This is a genomic window from Pseudarthrobacter sp. alpha12b, from assembly GCF_054130495.1.
On sequence record NZ_CP196746.1, the window covers coordinates 800,510 to 822,376 of the forward strand.

Genomic DNA, 21,867 nt, shown 5'->3' on the forward strand with positions numbered 1-21,867 from the left:
AGCCGGGGCTTCGGCTTTGCAGTCAAGCCAAGGCGTTAGAGTTAAGCGGCACGTCTACCACCCGAAGGAGGGGTCATTGGGAATCTTGGACACCATCCGGAATCCGCAGGACCTGAACGAGTTGACCGAAGAACAGCTGGAGCAGCTGGCTTCGGAGATCAGGGATTTCCTGATCACTAACGTCTCCCAGACGGGCGGCCACCTCGGGCCCAACCTCGGCGTCGTGGAACTGACGCTTGCAGTGCACCGCATCTTTGAATCGCCCCGCGACAGCATTGTGTTTGACACGGGCCACCAGTCCTACGTCCACAAGCTGCTCACCGGCCGCCAGGACTTCAGTACGCTCCGCCAGGAGGGCGGGCTCTCCGGCTATCCCGCCAGGGCCGAATCTGAACACGACATCGTGGAAAGCTCCCACGCCTCGTCATCACTGTCCTGGGCTGACGGCATCTCCCGTGCCCGCCAGCTCACCGGCGAAGGCGACCGGCACGTGGTGGCCATCGTGGGCGACGGCGCCCTCACCGGCGGAATGGCCTGGGAAGCCATCAACAACATTGCCGCGGACAAGAAGCGCCGCGTGGTCATCGTGGTCAACGACAACGGCCGGTCCTACGCTCCCACGGTCGGCGGATTCGCGGACTATCTCGCCTCGCTGCGCCCCACCATTGACTCGTTCCGGGCCGCCCCCGCCTACGAGGGCGCGCTGGACTGGTGGAAGAAGAGGCTGCAGAACGGCGGCCCGGTGGGACAGTTCACCTACAAGAGCCTGCATGCCATGAAAAAGGGCATCAAGGACTGGTGGGCGCCGCAGGGCATGTTCGAGGACCTGGGGATGAAATACATCGGCCCCGTGGACGGCCATAACCTCCAGGCCATGGAGCATGCACTCTCCACTGCCAAGAACTACGGCGGCCCTGTGATCGTGCACGCCATGACGGAAAAGGGCCACGGCTACGCTCCGGCCCGGGCCCATGAAGCCGACCAATTCCACGCCGTGGGCATCATCGACCCCGAAACCGGCGAACCCACGGGGAGCGGCGGCGCCCAGTCCTGGACCTCCGTGTTCGCGGACGAGATCGCCGCCATCGCCGACGAACGCGACGACATCGTGGGCATCACCGGGGCCATGCTGATCCCTGTGGGCCTGCACAAATTCGCGGCCAGGCACCCCAAGCGCGTCATCGACGTCGGCATCGCCGAACAGCATGCGCTCACCGCCGCCGCGGGCATGGCCTTTGGTGGGCTGCATCCCGTCGTCGCCGTCTATGCCACGTTCCTGAACCGGGCGTTCGACCAGCTGCTCATGGACGTCGCCCTCCACAAGGCCGGCGTCACCATCGTCCTGGACCGCGCCGGCGTCACCGGCCCGGACGGCGCCAGCCACCACGGCATGTGGGACATGGCCATGGTCCAGATCGTCCCCGGGCTGCACCTTGCCGCGCCCCGCGACGCCACCCGGCTCCGTGAGGAACTGCGTGAGGCCGTGGCCATCAGCGACGCCCCCAGCGTGGTCCGCTTCTCCAAGGGATCCGTCGGCCCGGCGGTGGAGGCACTGGAACGGCTGAGCGACGGCGTGGACGTCCTGGCCCGCCGGCCGTCAGGCTCCACCGAGAACGACGTACTGATCGTCAGCGTCGGCGCCATGGCCGAACTGGCCCTCGACGTCTCCAACCGGCTCGGCGCCCAGGGCATCAGCACCACCGTGGTGGACCCCCGCTGGGTCCTTCCCGTCCGCCGTTCCATCATCGCGCTGGCCTCGCACCACCGCCTGGTGATCTGCATCGAAGACGGCGTCCGCGCAGGCGGCGTGGGCTCCCGCATCCGGCAGGAGATGCGCGCCGCGGGCGTGGACACGGCCCTGAACGAGGTGGGCCTGCCGGTGGAGTTCCTGGACCACGGCACCCGCAACCAAGTGATGGAGCGCGTTGGGCTGACCGCCCAACAGATCACCCACGACGTCGTCGCGCAGGTTCTGGGCACAAAGGTTCCCTTTGCGCGGCCCCTGCCCGGGCAGCAGCACCCCACCACCGGCAGCCTTCCGATCCTGTGAAGGACGAGGACGAACTGAAGTACCCCGGTCCGGCAGGGGAGTCCGGACCAGTTCTGCACACCACCACCACGCGCGTTCCCAGCGGACTGCAGCCGGGCCAACTGGTGGTCTCCCGGAACCGCAAATGGAACGGCAAGGCCCACTGGGTGGTGCCAGGGCAGTACCTTGGCGAAGACCAGCACGGATGGTGGATCTTCCAGGGCACCAACGAATTCTGTTCCCGCCCCGGCGCGGCGTTCTATACGCGTTCGGACGCTGTCCTCCTGGTGCCGCGCCAGGGTGACTGGGTGGCCACGTTCTACGACTCCGCCCACCCGGGCGGAATGCGGGTGTACATCGACCTGGCGGTTGGCCACGAGTGGACACACATCCGGCCCGCGGTGACCGAGTTCCATGTGATCGATATGGACCTTGATGTCATCCGGACCGCGGGCCGCGGCGTCTTCATTGACGACCAGGACGAGTTCGCCGAGCACAGCGTCTCCATGCACTACCCCCAGCGGCTGATCGAGGACATCCAGGCCGCCGCGGACGGGCTCTACCACGCCGTGAAGGCGCAGCACGCGCCTTTCGACGGCACCGACGTTGAATGGTTTACAAAAGGACGCATATGAGCGGCATTGTCAGGGTCTACAAGCGCGACGACGAGGGCGCCCTCCACTTCAGGGAAGCCTGGTTCGATGAGGAGTACTCCCAGTTCGTCATGAATTTCGGTGCCGTGGGGCACCAGAGCAAGACGGAGGAAACAGACGTCCCCGACGCCGGCGCGGCGGACGGACTCCTGGACGCTTTTGCGGCACAGTGCGCTGAGGACGGATACGCAGAGGTCCCCAACGAGGAGCAGTTCTGGGTGGTGGCGCAGTTCGCCCTCAAAACCAGGGAAGGCACCGAGCGGGACCGGCGCCTGCAGCAAAAGGCGACTGACGCCCTGATCAGCCACCTCGCCTGGCGCGGGTTGGGAACGGTGGAACGCTCAGAGTTCACCGATTACAAGCTGAACATCTTCTGCCTGTGCCCGGACGTGAACAAGGCAGTCAACGCCATCAAAGTGTGCGCCCGCGGCGAGGACCTGGACTTCACCAAGCTCAGCATCGGGGCTGCCCCCTACGGCGACCCGGACCACTACAAACTCAAGCATTCCGCCAAGCCCGCCAGCAGCTTCAGCCTTTAGGAGACGTCCTTGACCAGTTACCGCCGCGTTGGAAAATCGGGCCTGACCGTCTCCACCGTGGGGCTGGGGTGCAACAACCTGGGCCGTGCCAACACGGCGACGGAGTCGCAGGAGGCCACAGACGCCGTCGTCATTGCTGCGATCGACGCCGGCATCACGCTCTTCGACGTGGCAGACAACTACGGCAGGGAACCTGGGCTCAGCGAAACAATGCTCGGCAAGTCCCTCGGCGGCCGGCGCGCGGACGTGGTCCTTGCCACCAAATTCGGGATGGACACCAGGGGTGCCAACGGCCCCGACTTCGGCGCCCGCGGCTCCCGGCGGTACATCATCCAGGCAGTGGAGGCTTCGCTGCGGCGGCTCGGCACCGACTGGATCGACCTCTACCAGTTCCACACACCGGATCCGCTGACGCCCATTGACGAGACCCTGGCGGCGCTGGACACCCTGGTGGGCAGCGGCAAGGTCCGCTACATCGGCCACTCCAACCGCTCCGGCTGGCAGATCGCCCAGGCGGAGTACGTTGCCCGCGAGCTGGGCACGGCCCGGTTCATTTCCTCGCAGAACCACTACAACCTGCTGGACCGGCGCGCCGAGCTCGAAGTGACCCCGGCCGCCGAGGAGTTCGGACTGGGGGTCCTTCCGTACTTCCCGCTGGCCAACGGCCTGCTGACCGGCAAGTACTCGCCGGGCCACGCCCCGGAAGGGTCCCGGCTCAGCCACACCCGCACCAACATGGTGGACGACGCCGACTGGGACCAGCTGGGCAGGTTCAGCGCCTTCGCGAAGGAACGCGGGCTGACGGAGATCGAGGTGGCCTTCTCCTGGCTCGCCGCCCAGCCCTCGGTGGCCAGCGTCATCGCCGGTGCCACCAAGCCTGAGCAGGTCCGGCAGAACGCGGAAGCGGCAAACTGGGTCCCCACGCCCGAAGACCTCGCTGCCCTGGACGGCATCTTCCCGGCCGTGCCCAAGGTCGCACTCTTCTAGGCAGCCGTGCCCGCCTACCTCCTGGACGTTGACACCGGCATCGACGATGCCCTGGCCCTGGCCTACCTGGCGGCCCTCCCGGACACGGAGTTCGTGGCGGTCACGGCCACCCCCGGAAACGTGGACGCGGACCAGGTGGCCCGCAACACCCTGGCGCTGCTGGAACTGTGTGGCCGGCCCGGCATCCAGGTGGCCGTGGGTGCCCGCAAGCCCCTGTCCATCCCGCTGCTCACCACCCCCGAGACCCACGGGCCGCAGGGGATCGGCTACGCCGTCCTGCCCGAACCCGCCGGCCGGATCAGCGAACGGAACGCGGTGGACCTATGGATCGAACATGCCAGGGCCAGGCCGGGGGAGCTGACCGCGCTCATCACCGCACCGCTGACCAACTTCGCGCTGGCGCTGCGGAAGGAACCGGACCTTCCCGACCTCCTGGCCAAGGTGGTGATCATGGGCGGTGCCTTCTACCACCAGGGCAACACCACCCCCACCGCCGAGTGGAACACCCACGTGGATCCGCATGCCGCGAAGGAGGTCTACGCCGCGTACCTGGGAAGGCCCCTGGAGAAACTGCCCATCGTTTGCTCCCTGGACACCACCGAACGCATGGAGCTGCGCCCGGCCCACGTCCGTGAACTGGCTGAGGCCGCAGGTGCCGCCGTTCCGGAACTGGTGCTCCCCGAGGACCCCGAGGGCCGCCGGAGCACCTCCGACAACACCCTCATCAGGGACCTCTCGGACGCCCTGCGGTTCTATTTCGAGTTCCACCGGCGCTACGACCAGGGCTACCTGGCCCACGTCCATGACTTCTTCGCGGCCGGGGTAGCCGCAGGCACGCTCGAGTACACGGCCCGCCCCGCCACCGTGGACGTCGAAACGGACTCGCCGCTCCTGGCGGGAACCACCGTGGCAGACTTCCGCGGACTCTGGGGCGCACCCCCGAACGCCCGCATTGTGTCCGGCAACAACCCGGAACAGGCGTTCCGCGAGCTGGTGTCCGCCGTCGGCAGCCTGGCCCGGAAGACGGAATAAGGACCAGGATCCGGGCCCACTGTCGGAGCGGCATCCTGCACGGTCCACTGACGGCGCTTGGCCGGTAGAATGGGCTCCGGACCGGCCCGGCGCAGTTGCCGCCGGCTGCTGCCGAGGTGACATAGGCAGCCATATTCCGGCCCGGTACGGCCGGGCCACTGCCTGCACCCCAAAGGAACATTCCCCATGTCATCGCCCTCTTTGACGCTTCCGTCCCAGGAACGTCCCGCGGCCCGCCGCCGGATCCTGGAAATCCTCGGCGCCCTGGCCATCGCTGCCACCTACGTCTACCTGGTACTCAACCAGCCGGCAGACATCACCGGAGGACCGGGCAGCGCCTCGGCCCTGATCGCCCTCACCGGCTTCCTGGCAGGGGCCGTCCTGCTGATCGTCGCCGTGCTGCCCACCCTTCCGGCGTCCACACTGGTGCTGATCCCGGTGGCACTGGTCCTGAACATCGTGCTTGGCCAGTTCGTGGGCAGCACCCTGGTTCCCTTCTACCTCGACGCCATCGGCACCGTGCTGATCGCCGTCCTGGCAGGCCCGGCAGCCGGCGCCGCCACGGGCGCCCTCAGCAGCATCGTCTGGTCCTTCTTCAACCCCACCGTGCTGCCGTTCGCGGCAGGCGCCGCGCTCATCGGCTGCCTGGCAGGGCTCGCAGCCCGCTACGGCCTCTTCCGCCGCTTCTACCTGGCTCCCGTCGCCGGCTTCGTCACCGGGATCATCGCCGGAGTGGTGTCCGCCCCCGTGGCTGCCTTTGTCTTCGGCGGAACGTCGGGCGTGGCCACGGGCGCAATCGTCAGCGCCTTCCGCGCCATGGGGGACACCCTCCTGGCCGCCATCACCAAGCAGGCCCTGCTCTCCGACCCCATGGACAAGGCCATCGTGTTCACCATCGTGGCCATCCTGGTCTACGCGTTACCCCGCCGGGCCCGCCTGCAGTTCCCCTTCATCCGGCGCCACCGGGTCCTGGCCGGCAACAGCCAGGCTACGGAGGCACGCACAGATGCCGCAGTGCAGGCTCCGGTCCAGGGTACTGCCCACGATTCAACACGGAACGGCTGACCGGAACCCTGTGACAGCATCCTCCGCAGGCAGGACCGCGGCGCCGGCCGGGCGGGAGCGCCTTAATCCGCTGACCCCGCTGTCGGCTGCCGCGGCCACGGCAGCAATCACGACGGCGGCCGGCAGCTGGCAGCTGTCCCTCGCCGTGGTTGCCGGCTGCCTTGGCCTGTCAGCGGCGGGCGGCACGGCCCGCCGCGTGCTGCCGGCGGCTGCCGCTGTCCTGGTCCCGTTTGGCCTGTCACTGCTGGTTCTGCACGGGTTGTTCTTCCCGGAGGGCCGGACCGTCCTGGCAGAGTGGGGACCTGCCCGGATCACCGCGGAGGGCCTGGACTTCGCCGGGCAGCGCATCCTGCAGCTGTCCGCCGTGGTCCTGGCCCTGCTGCTGTTCTCCTTCAGCGTCAGCGTCCCCGACCTCGTGGCGGCGTTGTCCGCCCGCGGTGTGCAGGGCCGGTTCGCATTTGTGCTGGCGTCCACCCTGACCCTGCTGCCGGCCATCGCCGACCGGGCGCGCCGGATCCGGCAGGCCCAGGAATCCCGCGGCCTGGTGGTCTCCCGCAGCCTGGTATCCAGGATCGGGGCGTTCCGCCTGCAGGCCGTTCCCCTGGTCCTGTCCCTGATCGAAGACGCCGGTACCCGGGCTGCCGCCCTGGAGGCCCGCGGCCTGGGCAATCCCGGTCCGCGGACCAGCTACCGGGAAGTGGCCGATTCCCGCCTGCAGCGCACAGTTCGCGCAGCCCTCTTGCTGGCTGCTTTGGCCGCTGTGGTTCTTCGGGTGGTGCAGCCCGGTGCCTGAACGAACGGCGGCTGCGGGCCGCGCTGTCCCCGTCAACAGCCCCGCACTGGCAGCCGGCATCCGCGAGTTCACGTTCCACGACGGGCAGGCCCCGGCCCTGCGGGATGTGGCTGTCTCCTGTGCGCCGGGCTCCTTCACGGCCATCGTGGGCGCATCCGGGAGCGGCAAGTCCACCCTGGGGCGCCTGCTGGCCGGCTGGTTGCCGCCGGGCGGCCACGGAACGCTGACAGGATTCCTTGAGCTGTCCGGAACGCGGCTGGAGTTCGACGGCGGCGCGGGGGACCCCCGGATAAATCCTGCAGAGTGGGGCCGGCACGTTGGCTTCGTACCGCAGGACCCTGCCGCCGTCCTGTCCACCGTCCGGGCCACGGTGGCCGAGGAACTCGCTTTCGGTTTGGAAAATGCCGGCATGGAGCGCGCCCTCATGAAAACCGCCGTGGAGCACACCGCGGCGCTGCTGGGGCTCGGCAACCAGCTGGACCAAGACCCGGCCAGGCTCTCCGGCGGCCAGTTGCGGCGCCTGGCCGTAGGCTGCGCGATCATCCCCGGACCTCCGGTGCTGGTCATGGACGAACCTTTCGCCTCCCTGGACGCGGCAGGGACCAAGGAGCTTGCCGGCCTGGTCCGGGACCTCCTCAAGCGTGGTACCGCCGTCGTAATCCTCAGCCAGGCGGTGAACCCACTGCTGCTGGAAGCCGGCACGTGGGTGGTGCTGGCCGGCGGCACGGTCACCGCCAGCGGTCCTCCTGCTGCCTTGGGCACCGGCTCCGGGCTCCTGCCGCCGGCCATCCGGCGCCTCGACGGGTTGGAAGCCGCTGCGACGCCAGTGCCCCGGCCCTCCACTCGCTGGGCGGACGAGTTGCCGGCGAGGCCCGCAGCGCTGGAGCTGCGGGGGGTGTCCTTTGGATATCCGGAAACGCCCGTACGCCGCCGCAGGCGTCCACGCCAGGAGCCGGGGCCCGACCGCCAGGCAATGGTGCTGCACGACGTCCATCTGGCAGTCCAGCCGGGGGAAATCCTGGCCATCACCGGGCCCAACGGAGCGGGCAAATCAACCCTCCTGCGGCACTTCAATGGATTGCTGCGCCCCACCTCGGGGACCGTCCTGGTCCGCGGCGGTGACATCGCAGGCGCTCCGGTGGGAAAAACGGCCGCGTCCGTGGGCCTGCTCTTCCAGCAGCCCCGTGACCAACTGTTCGAACGGACCGTGCTGCGGGAAGTCCGGTTCGGCCTTGACCGCCTGTTCGGCCCGGCCAAGGCGGCGGAGCTCGCCGCGGCAGCACTACGGGGCGCCGGCCTGGCAGATGCCGCCCAGGAGCACCCCGCCGAGCTCCCGGCGTCCGCCCAGCGCCTCCTGGCACTGGCCACCGTCCTGGCGCGCAGGCCTGCCGTCCTGGCACTTGATGAACCCACCGTAGCGCTGGACGGCGACGGGCTGCGCCTGCTTGATGCGGCCGTACGCTCGGCAGCGGAGGCCGGCGCCGCCGTCGTGCTGGTCACCCATGAGTTGGGCTATGCACGCGCGGCGGCGCACCGCATCCTGGCGCTCGACGGCGGACGGCTGGTTCCAGCCTGACGGCCGGCCGCCGACGGCCGGTGCGCTTACCCCTGCGCCGGGCTTGACGCGACGCCGGGTTCCAGGAAGCGCTTGCCGTTGACCCGCTCCGACGCGCCCACCCGGTCCAGGTACGGCGTGATGCCGCCCAGGAACATGGGCCAGCCGGCGCCGAGGATCATGCAAAGGTCGATGTCCTCCGGACCGGCCACGACGCCCTCGTCCAGCATCAGGCCGATTTCTTCAGCCAGGGCGTCCTGGACGCGGTGCAGCACCTGCCCTGCCGTGGAAGGGCTGGAGCCAAAGGACATCAGCTCAAGGGTGGAGTCGGGGATGGCCCGGGAACCGTCAGGGGCCGTCTCCCACAGTGCCTTGACGTTGTTGTCGATGAGCTTCTTCAGGTTGGCGGAGACGGGGAAGCGGTCGCCGAAGGCAGCGTTCAGCGATTCCTGGACATGCTGCGCTACGGGCAGGCCCACCATGGCCAGCAGCGTGAAGGGCGTCATGGGCAGGCCCATGGGCCGCAGCGCGCTGTCCGCCACCTCGGCGGGGGTGCCCTCGTCGAATGCTGCGGTCACTTCCCCCATGAGCCGCAGCAGGATGCGGTTGACCACGAACGCGGCTGCGTCCTTGACCAGCACGCCGGTCTTCTTCAGGGCCTTGGCCAGTTCAAAGGCGGTAGCCAGCACCGCGTCATCGGTCCGCGGCGCGCGGACGATCTCGAGCAGCGGCATGACGGCCACGGGATTGAAGAAGTGGAAACCCACCAGCCGTTCGGGGTGCTGCAGGTCCGCAGCCATCTCCGTCACCGAGAGGGAAGACGTGTTGGTGGCAAGGATGCACTCCGGGGACACGATGCCCTCGAGTTCGGCGAAGACCTGCTTCTTGAGGTGCAATTCCTCGAAGACGGCCTCGATCACGAAGTCGGCATCCGCGAAGGCTTCCTTTGACACCGATCCCGTCACCAGCGCCTTGGTGCGGTTGGCAGCGTCCTGGCTGACGCGCTTCTTCGCCAGCAGCTTGTCCACCTCGGCGTGGACATACGCCACGCCTTTGTCCACCCGGGCCTGGTCGATGTCGGTCAGGACCACCGGCACCTTCAGCTGGCGGGCAAAGAGCAGGGCCAGCTGGCCGGCCATCAGGCCGGCGCCCACCACGCCCACCTTGGTGACGGGGCGGGCCAGCTTGCGGTCGGGCGCCCCGGCCGGGCGCTTGCCGCGCTTCTGCACCAGGTCGAGGAAGGCGTAGACGGTGGAGCGGAACTCATCCGTCTGCATCAGCTCGGCCAGGGTCCCGCACTCCAGGGATGCGGACTCCGCGGCGGACATGGTGCGGTTGGCTTCGAGGATGTCCAGGACTTTCGCCGGGGCAGGGGAGGCGTTGGAGGTCTTGCCCTCCACGAACTTCCGGCCGGCCTCCACGGCAGCGGCCCAGCGGGCTGCAGCGTCGGGGGATGAGGGGTCGACGGCGTTGGCACGCTCCGGGACCACCGCGCCGGAGATGACTCCCGCGGCCCAGGCCAGCGACTGCTCCAGGAAGTCGGCAGGCTCAAAGACGGCGTCCGCAATGCCCATGCCGAACGCCTGCGCCCCGGAAAGCGTCCGGTTGTTGCTGAGCGGGTTCTCGATCATGACCTTCACGGCATTTTCCGGCCCCACCAGGCGGGGAAGGATGTAGACGCCGCCCCAGCCGGGCACCAGGCCCAGGAACGCTTCCGGAAGCGCCAGGGCGCCTGCTCCCGTAGACACGGTGCGGTACGTGGACTGCAGGGCGATCTCCAGGCCGCCGCCCAGGGCAGCGCCGTTGATGAAGGCGAAGCTGGGGACGCCAAGGTTTGCCAGGGTGGCGTAGACGTCGTGGCCCAGCTGTGCCATCCACAGCCCGTGTTCCCGCTTTTCCAGGGACTTCACGGCGGAAAGGTCCGCGCCGGCCACCAGGTAGTGCGGCTTGCCGGTCACGCCCACGCCCACGATTTCGCCGCGGGCGGCGCGGTCCCGCAGGCCTTCCAGCACAGTGCCGAGCTCCACCAGCGTGTTGGGCCCAAGGGTGGTGGGCTTGGTGTGGTCAAGGTCGTTGTCCAGGGTGACCAGGGCAAAGGTGCCCGGGCTCGGCTGTCCCGCGGTTCCCGGCAGGGTGATGTCCTGGACGTAGGAGTGGGTCACGGTTTCGTTGGGGAAGAGGTCCGCCAACTTGCGGTAATCTGCGGCGCTCATGCCAGGGCTCCTTCGGGGACGGTAGCGGTGGCGGTCCCACCGGAGGGGTTTCCACTGTAGTCGGGGTGGTGCGGGTTCTCCCAGATCACGGTGCCGCCCATGCCCAGGCCCACACACATGGTGGTGATCCCGTAGCGGACCGACGGGTCTTCCTCAAACTGGCGGGCCAGCTGGATCATCAGCCGGACGCCGGAAGAAGCGAGCGGGTGGCCCACGGCAATGGCGCCGCCGTAGCGGTTGACCCGGGGATCGTCGTCGGCAATGCCGTAGTGGTCAAGGAAGCTCAGGACCTGGACGGCGAACGCCTCATTGATCTCGAACAGGCCGATGTCATCGATGGTCAGTCCGGCGTTCTTCAACGCCTTTTCGGTGGCGGGGACGGGGCCGATGCCCATGACCTCCGGTTCCACCCCCGCATAGGCGTAGCTGACCAGCCGCATCTTCACCGGCAGGCCAAGTTCGGCCGCCGCCTCAAAGGACGCAAGGACGGCGGCGGTTGCGCCGTCGTTCAGGCCGGCGGCGTTTCCGGCGGTGACCCGGCCGTGGGCGCGGAACGGTGTCCGCAGGCCGGCGAGATCGGCCAGGGTGGTGCCGGGGCGGGGCGGTTCGTCCTTGCTGTGGACGGTCCAGCCCTCGCCGGGCTTCCGGGCGGCCACCGGAACCAGGTCCGGCTGGATCTTTCCGTCCCGGTAGGCTGCGGCCAGTTTGTCCTGCGAAGCCACCGCGTAGGCGTCGGTGCGCTGCTTGGTGATGTCCGGAAAGCGGTCATGCAGGTTCTCGGCGGTGTTTCCCATGTTCAGCGCTGCCGGGTCCACCAGCCGTTCGGACATGAACCGGGGGTTGGGGTCGGCGCCTGAGCCCATGGGGTGGTGTCCCATGTGCTCAACCCCGCCGGCGACTACCACGTCGTAGGCGCCAAAGCCGATGCCGCCCGCCGTGGTGGTCACAGCGGTCATGGCGCCGGCGCACATCCGGTCGATGGCGAAGCCTGGGACCGTGCGCGGGAGGCCGGCCAGCAGCGCCGCCGTCCGGCCGAGGGTGAGGCCCTGGTCGCCGGTCTGCGTGGTGGCGGCAATGGCCACCTCGTCGATCCGCTCTGCCGGCAGTGCCGGGTTGCGGCGCAGCAGGCCGCGGATGCACTTCACGATCAGGTCGTCGGCCCTGGTACCGGCGTAGATTCCTTTCTCGCCGGCCCTGCCGAAGGGTGTGCGGATGCCGTCCACAAAGACGACGTCGCGGACAGTGCGCGGGGATGCGCCGCTTCCGTGCTGGCTCACATGTAACTCCTCATCGAGACGTAGCGCGCCGGGTGCATGCCGGAGGGCGGCAGCAGCCTGACGTCGGTCACACCGATGTTACTCGTGAGTAACTTAGCCCGCAAGGGCTGGAGCGCGGCAGTTACTAAGCGCCGGCTGCGGCGACGGGTTTGGCTTCCTTGGGCGGCAGCGGCTGCGGGTTCAGGAACGCACCGGCGATCAGCGGGGCAGTGAGGTCCACCTGCCACTCGCGGGCACCCAGGCCCCGCAGCTCGGCGGAGATTGAATCCCCGGTGACCTCCGCGGGAGGCCGCCACGCCACACGCCGCAGGTAGTCGGGCGTCAACAGGTTCTCCAGCGGCAGGTTCAGTTCCTCGGCCTTTGCCTGGAGGAGGGGCCGGGCGGTGGCCAGCCTGGCGGCGGCTTCCGGATCGCGGTCTGCCCAGACCCGCGGCGGCGGCGGGGCGTTGGTGGCCAGGTGCAGGGGCGGCAGTTCCTCCATGTCCCGGGCAGCGGCGATGCAGCGCAGCCAGCGTGGAGCTTCCCGCTGTGCCGCGCGGCCGTGGAATCCCTTGGTGCTGAGCAATTGGGGGACGGTGGCGGGCATGGCCTTCGCCGCCGCGACGAGGGCTGAGTCCGGAATGAGCCTGCCCGGCGCCACATCCCGTTTCTGCGCCAGTGCGTCCCGTTCCAGCCACAGCTCCCGGACGGCCGCGAGCTGGCGGCGGTCCCGGATCTGGTGCAGGCCCGAGGTCTTCCGCCAGGGATCCACGCGAGGGGGAGCGACGCCGGCCTCGAGGATGGCGGCAAATTCCTGCTTGGCGTACTCCAGCTTTCCGTCCGCCTGGAGCAGCTCGATGAGTTCCTCGCGCAGTTCGGTGAGGACCTCCACGTCCAGGGCGGCGTAGCGCAGCCATGGCTCCGGCAGGGGGCGGGTGGACCAGTCCGCGGCGGAGTGCTCCTTGGCAAGTCCGAATCCCAGCAGCTGTTCGATGACCGCAGCCAGCCCCACGCGGGGCAGTCCGGCCAGGCGTGCGGCGAGTTCGGTGTCGAAGAGCTTGTCCGGCCACATCCCGAGCTCGGACAGGCAGGGCAGGTCCTGGCTGGCTGCGTGCAGGATCCATTCGACGCCGCGCAGGGCATCGTTGATGATCTCCAGGTTTCCGAACGGCTCGGGATCGATCAGCCAGGTTCCGGCGCCCTCGCGCCGGATCTGGACCAGGAAGGCGCGCTGGCCGTAACGGAAGCCGGAGGCGCGTTCGGCATCAACACCGGCTGGACCGGTGCCGGCGGCAATGGCGGCGGCGCAGCGCTCCAGGCCGGACCGGGTTTCGATGACCAGGGGAACGCCCTCACGCGGGGCGTCAAGGTCGATGATTTCGGGGATGGAGCTGTCAAAGCCCTCCACCGTGATGTGGGGTGCGGCAGCAGCAGCCGGGACGCCGGCTGTGGTGTTTTCCGGAATGTTTGGGGTCATGATGCCCCCAGTTTACCGGGCTGCCCCATAACCGTTCTGCTGGCCGCGGCGGCGGGGCGGAAGGGCCGTGACGCCGTCGGGCAGGGGCGGGAGGCCGGCGAACGTGCACACCATGTCGGACCAGGCCTCCAAATGCGCCTGGACATCGGCGGAATCGGGCGTCCAGGAGGCCCGGAGTTCGATGTCGATGGATCCCGGCCGCCCCGCCAAGGTGCCGAAGCTCTCTGACAGGACGCGGGTGGCAGTGCCGCCGGCTGCCCGGTAAGCCGCCTTGTGGTTTTCCAACGCCTCCACTAGCCACGTCCATGCCACAGTTCCCAACATTTGGTCGTTGCCCATTTCCGGTTCCAGTTCAGCCCGGATGTAGGTGACGATGCGGAACTCGCCGTCCCAGACCGCTGATCCATCAGGATCATGCAGCAGGATGAAGCGTCCGGTGGCCAGTTCCGTCTCATCCTCGTCGGCAGTTCCCGCTGCGGCTGTGCCTGATGCGGCAGCGAAAGCCATGGCCGCAGGCCCGTGCAGGGGCGTGGCGGGGCCGCCGGATCCGGGAACCATCACTTCGGCGCCCAGGGCAACGGCGAAGGGTGCCAGCCGCGCGGGGGCAGGGATCTCCGCGAGGCGCAGTTCCTGGCGGCACCGGGCTTTCCTGAGGGTTCCCAAGGCGTGGAGAAAATCCGGGGGAACCTGGTCAAGTGCGTTCACCTTGGCAGATTACGGTGCGGCACGGGGCGGGGCAGGAAGGCTCGCCGTCAGCGGCCGCTTACCCTGCCCGGCCGTCCCGGTAATCGCGTAGTTCATGGCGGATTGCGGCAGCGAAGGCATCAACATCCTCCTCGGTAGTGTCAAAGGAGCACATCCAGCGGACTTCGTTGGCTGCCTCGTCCCAGTCGTAGAACCGGAACGTACTGCGCAGCCTGTCCGCCATGCCGGGAGGCAGGATGGCGAACACACCGTTGGATTCCGTTTTTTGCGTGGGGCGGACGCCCTCAATGGTGTCGACGGCGGCCCGCAGCCGGGCGGCCATCGCGTTGGCATGAGAGGCGGAACGCAGCCAGAGGTCGCCTTCCAGCAGGGCGATGAACTGGGCGGACATGAACCGCATTTTGGATGCCAGCTGCATGTTCATCTTGCGCAGGTACACCAGGCCGTGGGCGGCCTCAGGGTTCAGTGCCACCACCACCTCGCCGAAGAGAAGCCCGTTCTTGGTGCCGCCGAAGGACAGGATGTCCACGCCGGCGTCCCTGGTGAAGGTTCGCAACGGAACCTGCAGGTGGGCAGCCGCGTTGGCCAGGCGCGCCCCGTCCATGTGCAGCTTCATGCCCTTGGCATGGACGTGGTCTGCGATGGCCCGCACTTCCTCCGGCGTGTAGCAGGTGCCCAGTTCGGTGGTCTGGGTGATGGAGACGGCCAGCGGCTGGGCACGGTGCTCATCGCCCCAGCCCCAGGCCTCCCGGTCGATCAGCTCCGGGGTCAGCTTGCCGTCCGGCGTGGGGACCTGCAGGAGTTTCATGCCGCCGATGCGCTCCGGCGCCCCGTTTTCATCCATGTTGATGTGGGCGGTGGAGGCGCACACCACGGCGCCCCAGCGGGGGAGCAGGGATTGCAGGGACAAAACGTTGGCGCCAGTGCCGTTGAAGACAGGGAAGCATTCGATGCCCGGCCCGAAGTGTTCAACCATCAGTTCCTGCAGCCGCGCGGTGTAGTCGTCCTCGCCGTAGGAGACTTGGTGCCCGTCATTGGCTGCCGCCAGTGCGGCCAGGACTTCAGGGTGGACGCCGGAGTAGTTGTCGGAGGCAAAGCCGCGCACGCTGGGATCGTGCAGCCGCAGCGCCGCGCCTGTTTCTGCTGTTGTCGTCATAGGGTTGCTCACGCTTTCAGTCTAGGTACAGTCGTGGCGGCGGTCAGTCGGCCAGCCGGATCCGGGCACCGTTGAGTTCTGCCGGTGGAGTGTCGAAAAGCCGTACGACGGCGGCAGCCAGGTCAGCCACGTCGGTTGCCCCTGGGAATTTCCGCTCGGGATGGGTACGGCGCAGCCCGTCGTCAACCAGCGCCTTGACCACCAGGACGCTGGCAGCGGCCTGGATTCCGCCGTCACCGGCGGCCCGGCGGAAGCCGTCCGCCACGGCCATGGTCCAGGCTTCCGCGGCAGCCTTGGCCGCCACATAGCTGGCCACCGCAGCGGCTGGCTTGTCCAGGGCCGTGGAGGACACCATCGCAAACCTGCCGGAGGTGGACGCGGCAATGTCGTCGAAGAAGACGCGTGTCACGTTGCGGAGCGTGGTGACTGCGCCGCGCTCCAGGAAGTCCCAGTCGTCGTCGGACTGGTCAGCGATGCCCTTGGCCCCGCGCCAGCCACCCACCAGGTGGATCACGGCGTCGACCGCCCCGAAGGCGGCGGTGACCTCCGCCCGCAGGTGCCGGACGTCCGCCAAAACTGCGAGGTCGGACGTGAAGGGGGTAACGCCGTCGCCCGCTTTCTCCGCCGCTGCCCTGATCCTGGCCTGGTCCGATCCCACGGTTGCCACGCGGTGCCCGGCTGCCGCCAACGCCCGGGCGACGGCGATGCCGGACGCGCCGCTGCCGCCGGACACCAGGACGTTGAGGGGTCCGGCGTGATGGGCGGCAGCGGCTGCGCCGGAAGCGGTCACAGGGCGGAGCGGCCGGTGATCCCGGCGGTTGACTCGATGACGGGGCGCATCTTCTTCTCCAATGCCTCGTAGAACATGGACAGCGGGAATTCGTCGTCCAGTACCTGGTCCGTGAGGCCGCGGGGGGTTCCCGCCAGCGGGAGCGCGTCCGGGCCCTTGGCCCACACGGAAGCCGGGTTGGGGGTGACGGTTGCCGAAACCAGCTGGTACGCCGCCAGCCAGTGGGCGGTCTTGGGCCGGTCAATGGAGCGCCAATACAGGTCGTCGATGCTGGCTCCCAGGGCGATCACAGCGTCCGCCACTTCATCCCAGTCGATGGTGAGACGCGTGTCCGTCCAGTGCAGCACGTGCTGCTGGTGCAGCCAGGCGAAGAGGAGCTGGCCGCCCAGGCCGTCGTAGTTGCGGACCCGGATGCCGGTGATGGCGAAGCGGAAGATCCGGTCGAAAATGATGGCGTACTGCACCAGCTTCGCGTGCCGCCGGGCCTGGGGGTCGGCGTCGTCGTCATGTTCGATCCGGACCGATTCGCGGAACGCGGTGAGGTCGCAGCGCAGTTCCTCCAGTGAGTACAGGAAATAAGGCATCCGCTGCTTGATCATGAAGGGATCGAAGGGCAGGTCGCCGCGCATATGCGTCCGGTCGTGGATCAGGTCCCACATCACGAAGGTGGCCTCGGTGAGGTCCTGGTCGGCGAGCAGCTCGGCGGCGCCCTCCGGGAGCTCCAGGGAAGTGATCCCGGCGGCGGCCTTCAGCACCCGCCGGAACCGGGCAGCTTCGCGGTCGGCGAAGATGGCGCCCCACGTGAACGTGGGGGTTTGGCTGACCGCTACCGTCTCAGGGAACAGGACGGCGGAGTTGGTGTCATAGCCCGGGGTGAAATCGACGAAACGGATGGGAACGAACAGCTTGTTGGAGTACTCCCCGGCTTCCAGTCCTGCGATGAACTCCGGCCAGATCACCTCCACCAGCACGGCCTCCACCAGCCGGTTGCTGCTGCCGTTCTGGGTGTACATGGGAAAGACCACCAGGTGCTGCAGCCCGTCGTGGCGCTGCTCCTGGGGCTGGAATGCCAGCAGGGAAGAGAGGAAGTCCGGAACGTTGAAGCCGCCGGCGGCCCATGCCAGGAAGTCGGCGGCGGCGGACTCAAGGTAGGCGGCATCATGGGGAAAGGCGGGGGCCAGGGCCTGGATCGCGTCCACGATGGTATCCACGTACTGTGCTGCCGCCGCGTGGTCCTCGGGCCCGGGGATGGAGCCGTCCTGGACCTGGAGGGCCTGCAGGGCCGTGGCTGCGCCCTTGAGCCGTAGCCAGTCCTGGTTCTGCGCGGAAATCCCGGTAACGGCGGTGGTCAGGGTCTCTGTCATCGTCGGCTGCCTTTCTGGTTGCTTGCTTCTCTGGCGAGCGTAACAAGCAACCAGCAGGACTTATGCCCAAAGGACCTTTGCGTAAGAAGAACTTATGCTCAGCGCCTTCGGGACTGGTCCGAGACCTGCCTCAGGCTGTGGGACCGCGCTGGGTCCGGGCATGGCCCTTCAGCTTTCGGGCCCGCCGTCTGCTTCGTCCTTGGCCACAAGCCGCAGGGAGACCGAGTTGATGCAGTAGCGCTGGTCGGTGGGAGTGCCGTAGCCCTCGCCCTCGAACACGTGGCCCAGGTGTGAGTCGCAGGAGGCACACCGCACCTCGATCCTGTCCATGCCCAGGGTCCGGTCGTGGATGTAGCGCACGTTGCCCTCGGCTAAGGGGGCCCAGAAGGAAGGCCAGCCGCAGTGGGAATCGAACTTCTCATTGCTGGTGAACAATTCGGCGCCGCAGGCCCGGCACTGGTACACGCCCTCCGTGTGGGTGTCCCAGTATTCGCCGGTATACGGCCGTTCCGTCCCCGCCTGCCGCAGGACGTGGTATTCCTCCGGGGTCAGTTCCTGGCGCCACTGGGCATCACCTTTTTGGCCAATACCCTCCTGGGCCGTAGCCCCCTGGGCGCTGTTGTCCTTTACCCCGCCAACAACGCCTGGTGCCTTGTTGCCGAAGATGCTGTTTCCAAAGATGCTCATAGCCTTCCCAACGCTTAGGAGTCGCCGATAAATCCCGAGCCCGCATACAAATGGAGTACGGGAATGCCGAGCTGGTCCTGGGCTTTGTTGGCCCAGTCGGTGTGGAAGGTATCCGCCACGGCATGCGGCCTGGTGATCACGACGGCCTGGGAGGCGCCGGTTTCCCGCACCTTCGCCACCAGGCCGTCCACGGCCTTGCCGTCCACTACCTGGCCGGTCACACCGGAGCCCAGTCCTGCGAGCGCCGCGAGCGACGCCGCCAGCGTTTCGTCGGCGTGCGCGCGTTCGGTGGCTGCATCCGGGTTGCGGGACGCCAGTTCGCGGAATGCCTTGGCTACGTCCAGCATGGACAGGTTCTCAAGGAAGTCCACCAGCAGGTGCCGCTCCGTGTTCGCCGGCACCAGGACCAGCAGGCGGCTGTCAGCACCATCCACCAGCCGTTCAATGTTCACGCGGTCGTCCGCACCCAGGGGTTCTTCGGTCAGGATGATGATGGGATCACTCATGGCCTTAGCCTAGCGCCGCCCGCAGACGCCCGCATCGAGGTCGCGGAAAGTGCCGGATCACTCCCGTTTCAGCCGCGCGGCGCCGTGCCGGTCCGGTCCTGGAATGCGGGCATCTGCGGCAGGGCCGGTAAGAATAGTCCCATGGCACCTTTCCGGCGAGCGCGCCCTGCAATGACTGCACCCACCAGGGAATCCGGTGGAGTGTCGCCGGGGGCCAAATGGGCCATCGGGGGTGCCATCGCCGGCGGCTCGGTGGCGAGCCTGCTGGGCGCGGGCTCATCGGCGCTCGCCGTGTATTTTGCTCGCCGGGTGATCACTCCGGCACGGCAGCGGGCGGCCGACAAGGAAGTGCTGGCCGTGATCCGGGACGGTCAGCAGCAACAGGTGATCCTGGCCGCCAACGACGACACCACGGTGGACGGGGTCTACGGATTCTTTTTCGACGGCGGCAAGGGCCACGCACGGATCGGCCGCATCGTTTCGTACTCGCCCGCTGAGCGGACAGTGCTGCGCGAGGTCGAAGCCGTCTACAGTGGCGACCTCTCCACGGCCCGCTGGGGCTGGTGGAGCGGCGCCACCTACCCGGACCCGGCCGCCGTCGGAATTCCGGCCGAAGACGTGCTGATCCCCGTTGAGCGGGGCGAAGCGCCCGCCTGGCTGGTCCGGGCAAAGGGGACTGCACGGACCTGGGCCATCATGGTGCACGGGCGCGGCGCCACCCGGCAGGAGGCCCTGCGGGCGGTGGGGCCGGCTCTTGAACTGGGCCTGACCAGCCTGCTGGTGTCGTACCGGAACGACGGACTGGCGCCGTCGGCCGATGACGGGCGGTACGGCCTGGGTTCGACCGAGTGGCAGGACATTGAAGCTGCCATTGCGTACGCGCTGGCCCATGGTGCCGAGGAAGTTGTCCTGTTCGGCTGGTCCATGGGAGGGGCCATCTGCCTGCAGACCGCCGATCTCTCCCGCTACCGGCACCTGATCCGGGCCATGGTGCTGGACGCGCCGGTCATCGACTGGGTAACCGTGCTGGCGCACCATGCGCAGCTGAACCGGATCCCGTCGCTGGTGGGCCGGTACGGGCAGCTGATGCTGGGCCACCCCCTGGGGCGCAGGCTTACGGGCCTCTCGGCGCCCGTGGACCTGAAAGTGATGGACTGGGTGTCCCGGGCCGTCGAGCTGAGGACGCCCACCCTGATCATCCACAGCGTCGACGACGAATACGTGCCGTATGGCCCTTCCGCCCTGCTGGCCGAACGGAACCCCGAAATGGTGACGTTCGAAACGTTCAACCACGCACGGCATACCAAGGAATGGAATGTGGACCCGGAGCGCTGGGAACGGCTGGTGAAGGCCTGGCTGCGCCAGCAGCTCGCTCCGCGCCTCAATCCGGGATCCGGTCCTGGCCCTGAACCGGAAGGCAACCTGGACTCAGTACCCAAACCGGAAACGCCTGCCCGGCCAACGCAAGCGGGCGCATGACATGGCGAAGCCACGCAGGGCAGCAACCGTGATCGACCGCGGCCGGGACCTGGCTGCGGGGCTGACGGGACTGGTGGCGGCAGCCCCAGGGGGACTGGCACAGGCCTCGCACGCGCCCTTCGACGGCACGGTGGTGGGTGAAGTACCCGTTTGCACAACGGACGACGTCCACGCCGCCGTCGGCACTGCACGCCTGGCGCAGGCACACTGGGCCGGTCTGTCCATCGCTGAACGCCGCGCCGTGATCCGGCGGTTCCGGGCGCTGCTGCTGGACCGGGAGCAGGACATCCTTGACCTGGTCCAGGCAGAGAGCGGCAAGTCCAGGTTGAGCGCCTTCGAAGAGTTCGCGGACGTGGTCCTGACAGCCGACTACTACGAGCGGACCGCCGAACGGTATCTGGGGCCCCACCGCCGGAAGGGCGCAGCCCCGGTCCTGACCCGCACCACCGAATACCGCATACCCAAGGGAGTGGTGGGGGTCATCAGCCCCTGGAACTATCCACTGACCCTTGCCGTCTCGGACGCCATCCCCGCCCTGCTGGCCGGAAACGGCATCGTCCTCAAACCGGATTCACAGACACCTTTTACGGCCCTGCTGATGCTCAAACTCCTCCGGGAGGCCGGCCTTCCTGTGGACCTTTTCCAGATCGTCACCGGGCCGGGCACTGACATAGGCCCCGCCTTGATTGGGCGCGTGGATTTCCTGATGTTCACCGGATCCTCCAAGACCGGCAAAACCGTTGCCAGGCAGTGTGGTGAACGGCTGATCGGATTCTCCGCCGAACTCGGCGGCAAGAACCCCATGTTGGTGCTGGCCGATGCGGAAGTGGGCAAGGCTGCGGCCGGCGCGGTGCACGCCTGCTTCTCCAACTCCGGGCAGCTGTGCGTCAGCATCGAACGGATCTACGTGCACGCCGACGTCTATGACAACTTCCTGGCGGCGTTCACGGCCCAGGTGAAGGGCATCCGCATGGGGCCCGGACCGGACTGGGACATCGGCATGGGCTCCCTCATCAGCGCGGCGCAGGTGGAGCGGGTGGACCGCCACGTCCAGGATGCGCTCGCCAAAGGCGCGCAGCTCCTCACCGGCGGACGGCGGCGGCCGGACTTGGGTCCGCTGTTCTACGAACCCACTGTCCTGGCGGGTGTCACGGAGGACATGCTCCTTGCCCGGGAAGAGACGTTCGGGCCTGTGGTTGCACTCTACCGGGCAGCAGACGACGACGAAGCCGTGGCCCTGGCCAATGATTCCGACTTCGGGCTCAACGCCAGTGTCTGGTCTGCCCGACGCGGCGAAGCGGTGGCCCGCAGGCTGCTGGCGGGCACCGTCAACGTCAACGAAGGCTATGCCGCCACCTGGGCATCCCATGATGCGCCAATCGGGGGCATGAAGGACTCCGGTGCGGGCCGCCGCCACGGCCGGGAAGGCATCCTCAAATACACCGAACCGCAGACCATTGCCGTGCAGCGGCTGCTCCGGGTGGCGCCCGCTCCGGGGATGTCCAACCGGGCCTACGCGCGGATCATGAAGGGCGCCATCACATTGATGGGCCGACTTCCCCGAAACCGCTGATGACATTG

Annotated in this window: 19 protein-coding genes; 10 read left to right on the forward strand and 9 right to left on the reverse strand. The window is 68.1% G+C overall.

Features of this window, described 5'->3' with window-relative positions; all coding sequences use genetic code 11:
• Positions 1–76 precede the first annotated feature (76 nt).
• The 8 genes from dxs (at position 77) to ACTAQI_RS03575 (ending at position 8,674) form a co-directional block, all read left to right on the forward strand.
• Positions 77–2,050, forward strand: a complete 1,974-nt coding sequence (gene dxs / locus ACTAQI_RS03540) for a 1-deoxy-D-xylulose-5-phosphate synthase (RefSeq protein ID WP_457949608.1) — start codon at positions 77–79, stop codon at positions 2,048–2,050.
• Positions 2,047–2,664, forward strand: coding sequence for a DUF402 domain-containing protein (locus tag ACTAQI_RS03545; protein WP_457949610.1), 618 nt, complete (start codon positions 2,047–2,049; stop codon positions 2,662–2,664). Before dxs ends, ACTAQI_RS03545 begins: the two co-directional genes overlap by 4 nt.
• Entirely contained in the window at positions 2,661–3,221 is a 561-nt protein-coding gene (locus tag ACTAQI_RS03550; protein ID WP_457949612.1) for a hypothetical protein, read from the forward strand. Before ACTAQI_RS03545 ends, ACTAQI_RS03550 begins: the two co-directional genes overlap by 4 nt.
• A 9-nt stretch (positions 3,222–3,230) precedes the next feature.
• Positions 3,231–4,208: an aldo/keto reductase gene (locus ACTAQI_RS03555; RefSeq protein WP_457949614.1), complete on the forward strand. Its 978-nt coding sequence runs from the start codon at positions 3,231–3,233 to the stop codon at positions 4,206–4,208.
• Positions 4,209–4,214: 6 nt separating this feature from the next.
• Positions 4,215–5,240 (forward strand): nucleoside hydrolase, encoded by a 1,026-nt coding sequence (locus ACTAQI_RS03560; RefSeq protein WP_457949616.1) that lies wholly within the window; start codon positions 4,215–4,217, stop codon positions 5,238–5,240.
• A gap of 186 nt (positions 5,241–5,426) precedes the next feature.
• Positions 5,427–6,305, forward strand: a complete 879-nt coding sequence (locus ACTAQI_RS03565; RefSeq protein ID WP_457949617.1) for an ECF transporter S component — start codon at positions 5,427–5,429, stop codon at positions 6,303–6,305.
• 10 nt (positions 6,306–6,315) lie between these two features.
• The gene (locus ACTAQI_RS03570; protein WP_457949619.1) at positions 6,316–7,098 is read left to right on the forward strand and encodes an energy-coupling factor transporter transmembrane component T; all 783 of its coding nucleotides are present in this window, start codon (positions 6,316–6,318) and stop codon (positions 7,096–7,098) included.
• Positions 7,091–8,674, forward strand: coding sequence for an ABC transporter ATP-binding protein (locus tag ACTAQI_RS03575; protein ID WP_457949620.1), 1,584 nt, complete (start codon positions 7,091–7,093; stop codon positions 8,672–8,674). The genes ACTAQI_RS03570 and ACTAQI_RS03575 overlap by 8 nt, the downstream gene beginning before the upstream one ends.
• A 26-nt stretch (positions 8,675–8,700) precedes the next feature.
• On the opposite strand, the gene ACTAQI_RS03580 is transcribed toward ACTAQI_RS03575, so the two are convergent.
• From ACTAQI_RS03580 to ACTAQI_RS03620, 9 genes are all read right to left on the reverse strand, one after another.
• Positions 8,701–10,866, reverse strand: coding sequence for a 3-hydroxyacyl-CoA dehydrogenase NAD-binding domain-containing protein (locus ACTAQI_RS03580; protein ID WP_457949621.1), 2,166 nt, complete (start codon positions 10,864–10,866; stop codon positions 8,701–8,703).
• Positions 10,863–12,143 carry a thiolase family protein gene (locus ACTAQI_RS03585; RefSeq protein ID WP_457949622.1) on the reverse strand — a complete coding sequence of 427 codons (1,281 nt, stop codon included), beginning with the start codon at positions 12,141–12,143 and terminating at the stop codon, positions 10,863–10,865. The genes ACTAQI_RS03580 and ACTAQI_RS03585 overlap by 4 nt, the downstream gene beginning before the upstream one ends.
• Before the next feature lie 124 nt (positions 12,144–12,267).
• Positions 12,268–13,599, reverse strand: coding sequence for an HRDC domain-containing protein (locus ACTAQI_RS03590; RefSeq protein ID WP_457949624.1), 1,332 nt, complete (start codon positions 13,597–13,599; stop codon positions 12,268–12,270).
• A 12-nt stretch (positions 13,600–13,611) separates the two neighbouring features.
• On the reverse strand, positions 13,612–14,304 hold the full coding sequence (locus tag ACTAQI_RS03595) for a DUF3000 domain-containing protein (protein ID WP_457949626.1): 693 nt from the start codon (positions 14,302–14,304) through the stop codon (positions 13,612–13,614).
• A gap of 58 nt (positions 14,305–14,362) precedes the next feature.
• The gene (locus ACTAQI_RS03600) at positions 14,363–15,460 is read right to left on the reverse strand and encodes a threonine aldolase family protein (protein ID WP_457950979.1); all 1,098 of its coding nucleotides are present in this window, start codon (positions 15,458–15,460) and stop codon (positions 14,363–14,365) included.
• A gap of 43 nt (positions 15,461–15,503) precedes the next feature.
• The gene (locus ACTAQI_RS03605; RefSeq protein ID WP_457949628.1) at positions 15,504–16,250 is read right to left on the reverse strand and encodes an SDR family NAD(P)-dependent oxidoreductase; all 747 of its coding nucleotides are present in this window, start codon (positions 16,248–16,250) and stop codon (positions 15,504–15,506) included.
• Positions 16,247–17,614: a DUF6421 family protein gene (locus tag ACTAQI_RS03610; protein ID WP_457949629.1), complete on the reverse strand. Its 1,368-nt coding sequence runs from the start codon at positions 17,612–17,614 to the stop codon at positions 16,247–16,249. The genes ACTAQI_RS03605 and ACTAQI_RS03610 overlap by 4 nt, the downstream gene beginning before the upstream one ends.
• Before the next feature lie 168 nt (positions 17,615–17,782).
• A complete protein-coding gene (gene msrB, locus ACTAQI_RS03615) occupies positions 17,783–18,301 on the reverse strand; it encodes a peptide-methionine (R)-S-oxide reductase MsrB (protein WP_457949631.1) in 519 nt (172 codons plus the stop codon).
• Between the two features lie 14 nt (positions 18,302–18,315).
• A complete protein-coding gene (locus tag ACTAQI_RS03620; protein ID WP_457949633.1) occupies positions 18,316–18,807 on the reverse strand; it encodes a hypothetical protein in 492 nt (163 codons plus the stop codon).
• A 171-nt stretch (positions 18,808–18,978) separates the two neighbouring features.
• Between ACTAQI_RS03620 and ACTAQI_RS03625 the strand changes: the two genes are divergently transcribed.
• Positions 18,979–20,286 (forward strand): alpha/beta hydrolase family protein, encoded by a 1,308-nt coding sequence (locus ACTAQI_RS03625; RefSeq protein ID WP_457949634.1) that lies wholly within the window; start codon positions 18,979–18,981, stop codon positions 20,284–20,286.
• Between the two features lies 1 nt (position 20,287).
• Entirely contained in the window at positions 20,288–21,859 is a 1,572-nt protein-coding gene (locus ACTAQI_RS03630) for a succinic semialdehyde dehydrogenase (RefSeq protein WP_457949636.1), read from the forward strand.
• Positions 21,860–21,867 lie beyond the last annotated feature (8 nt).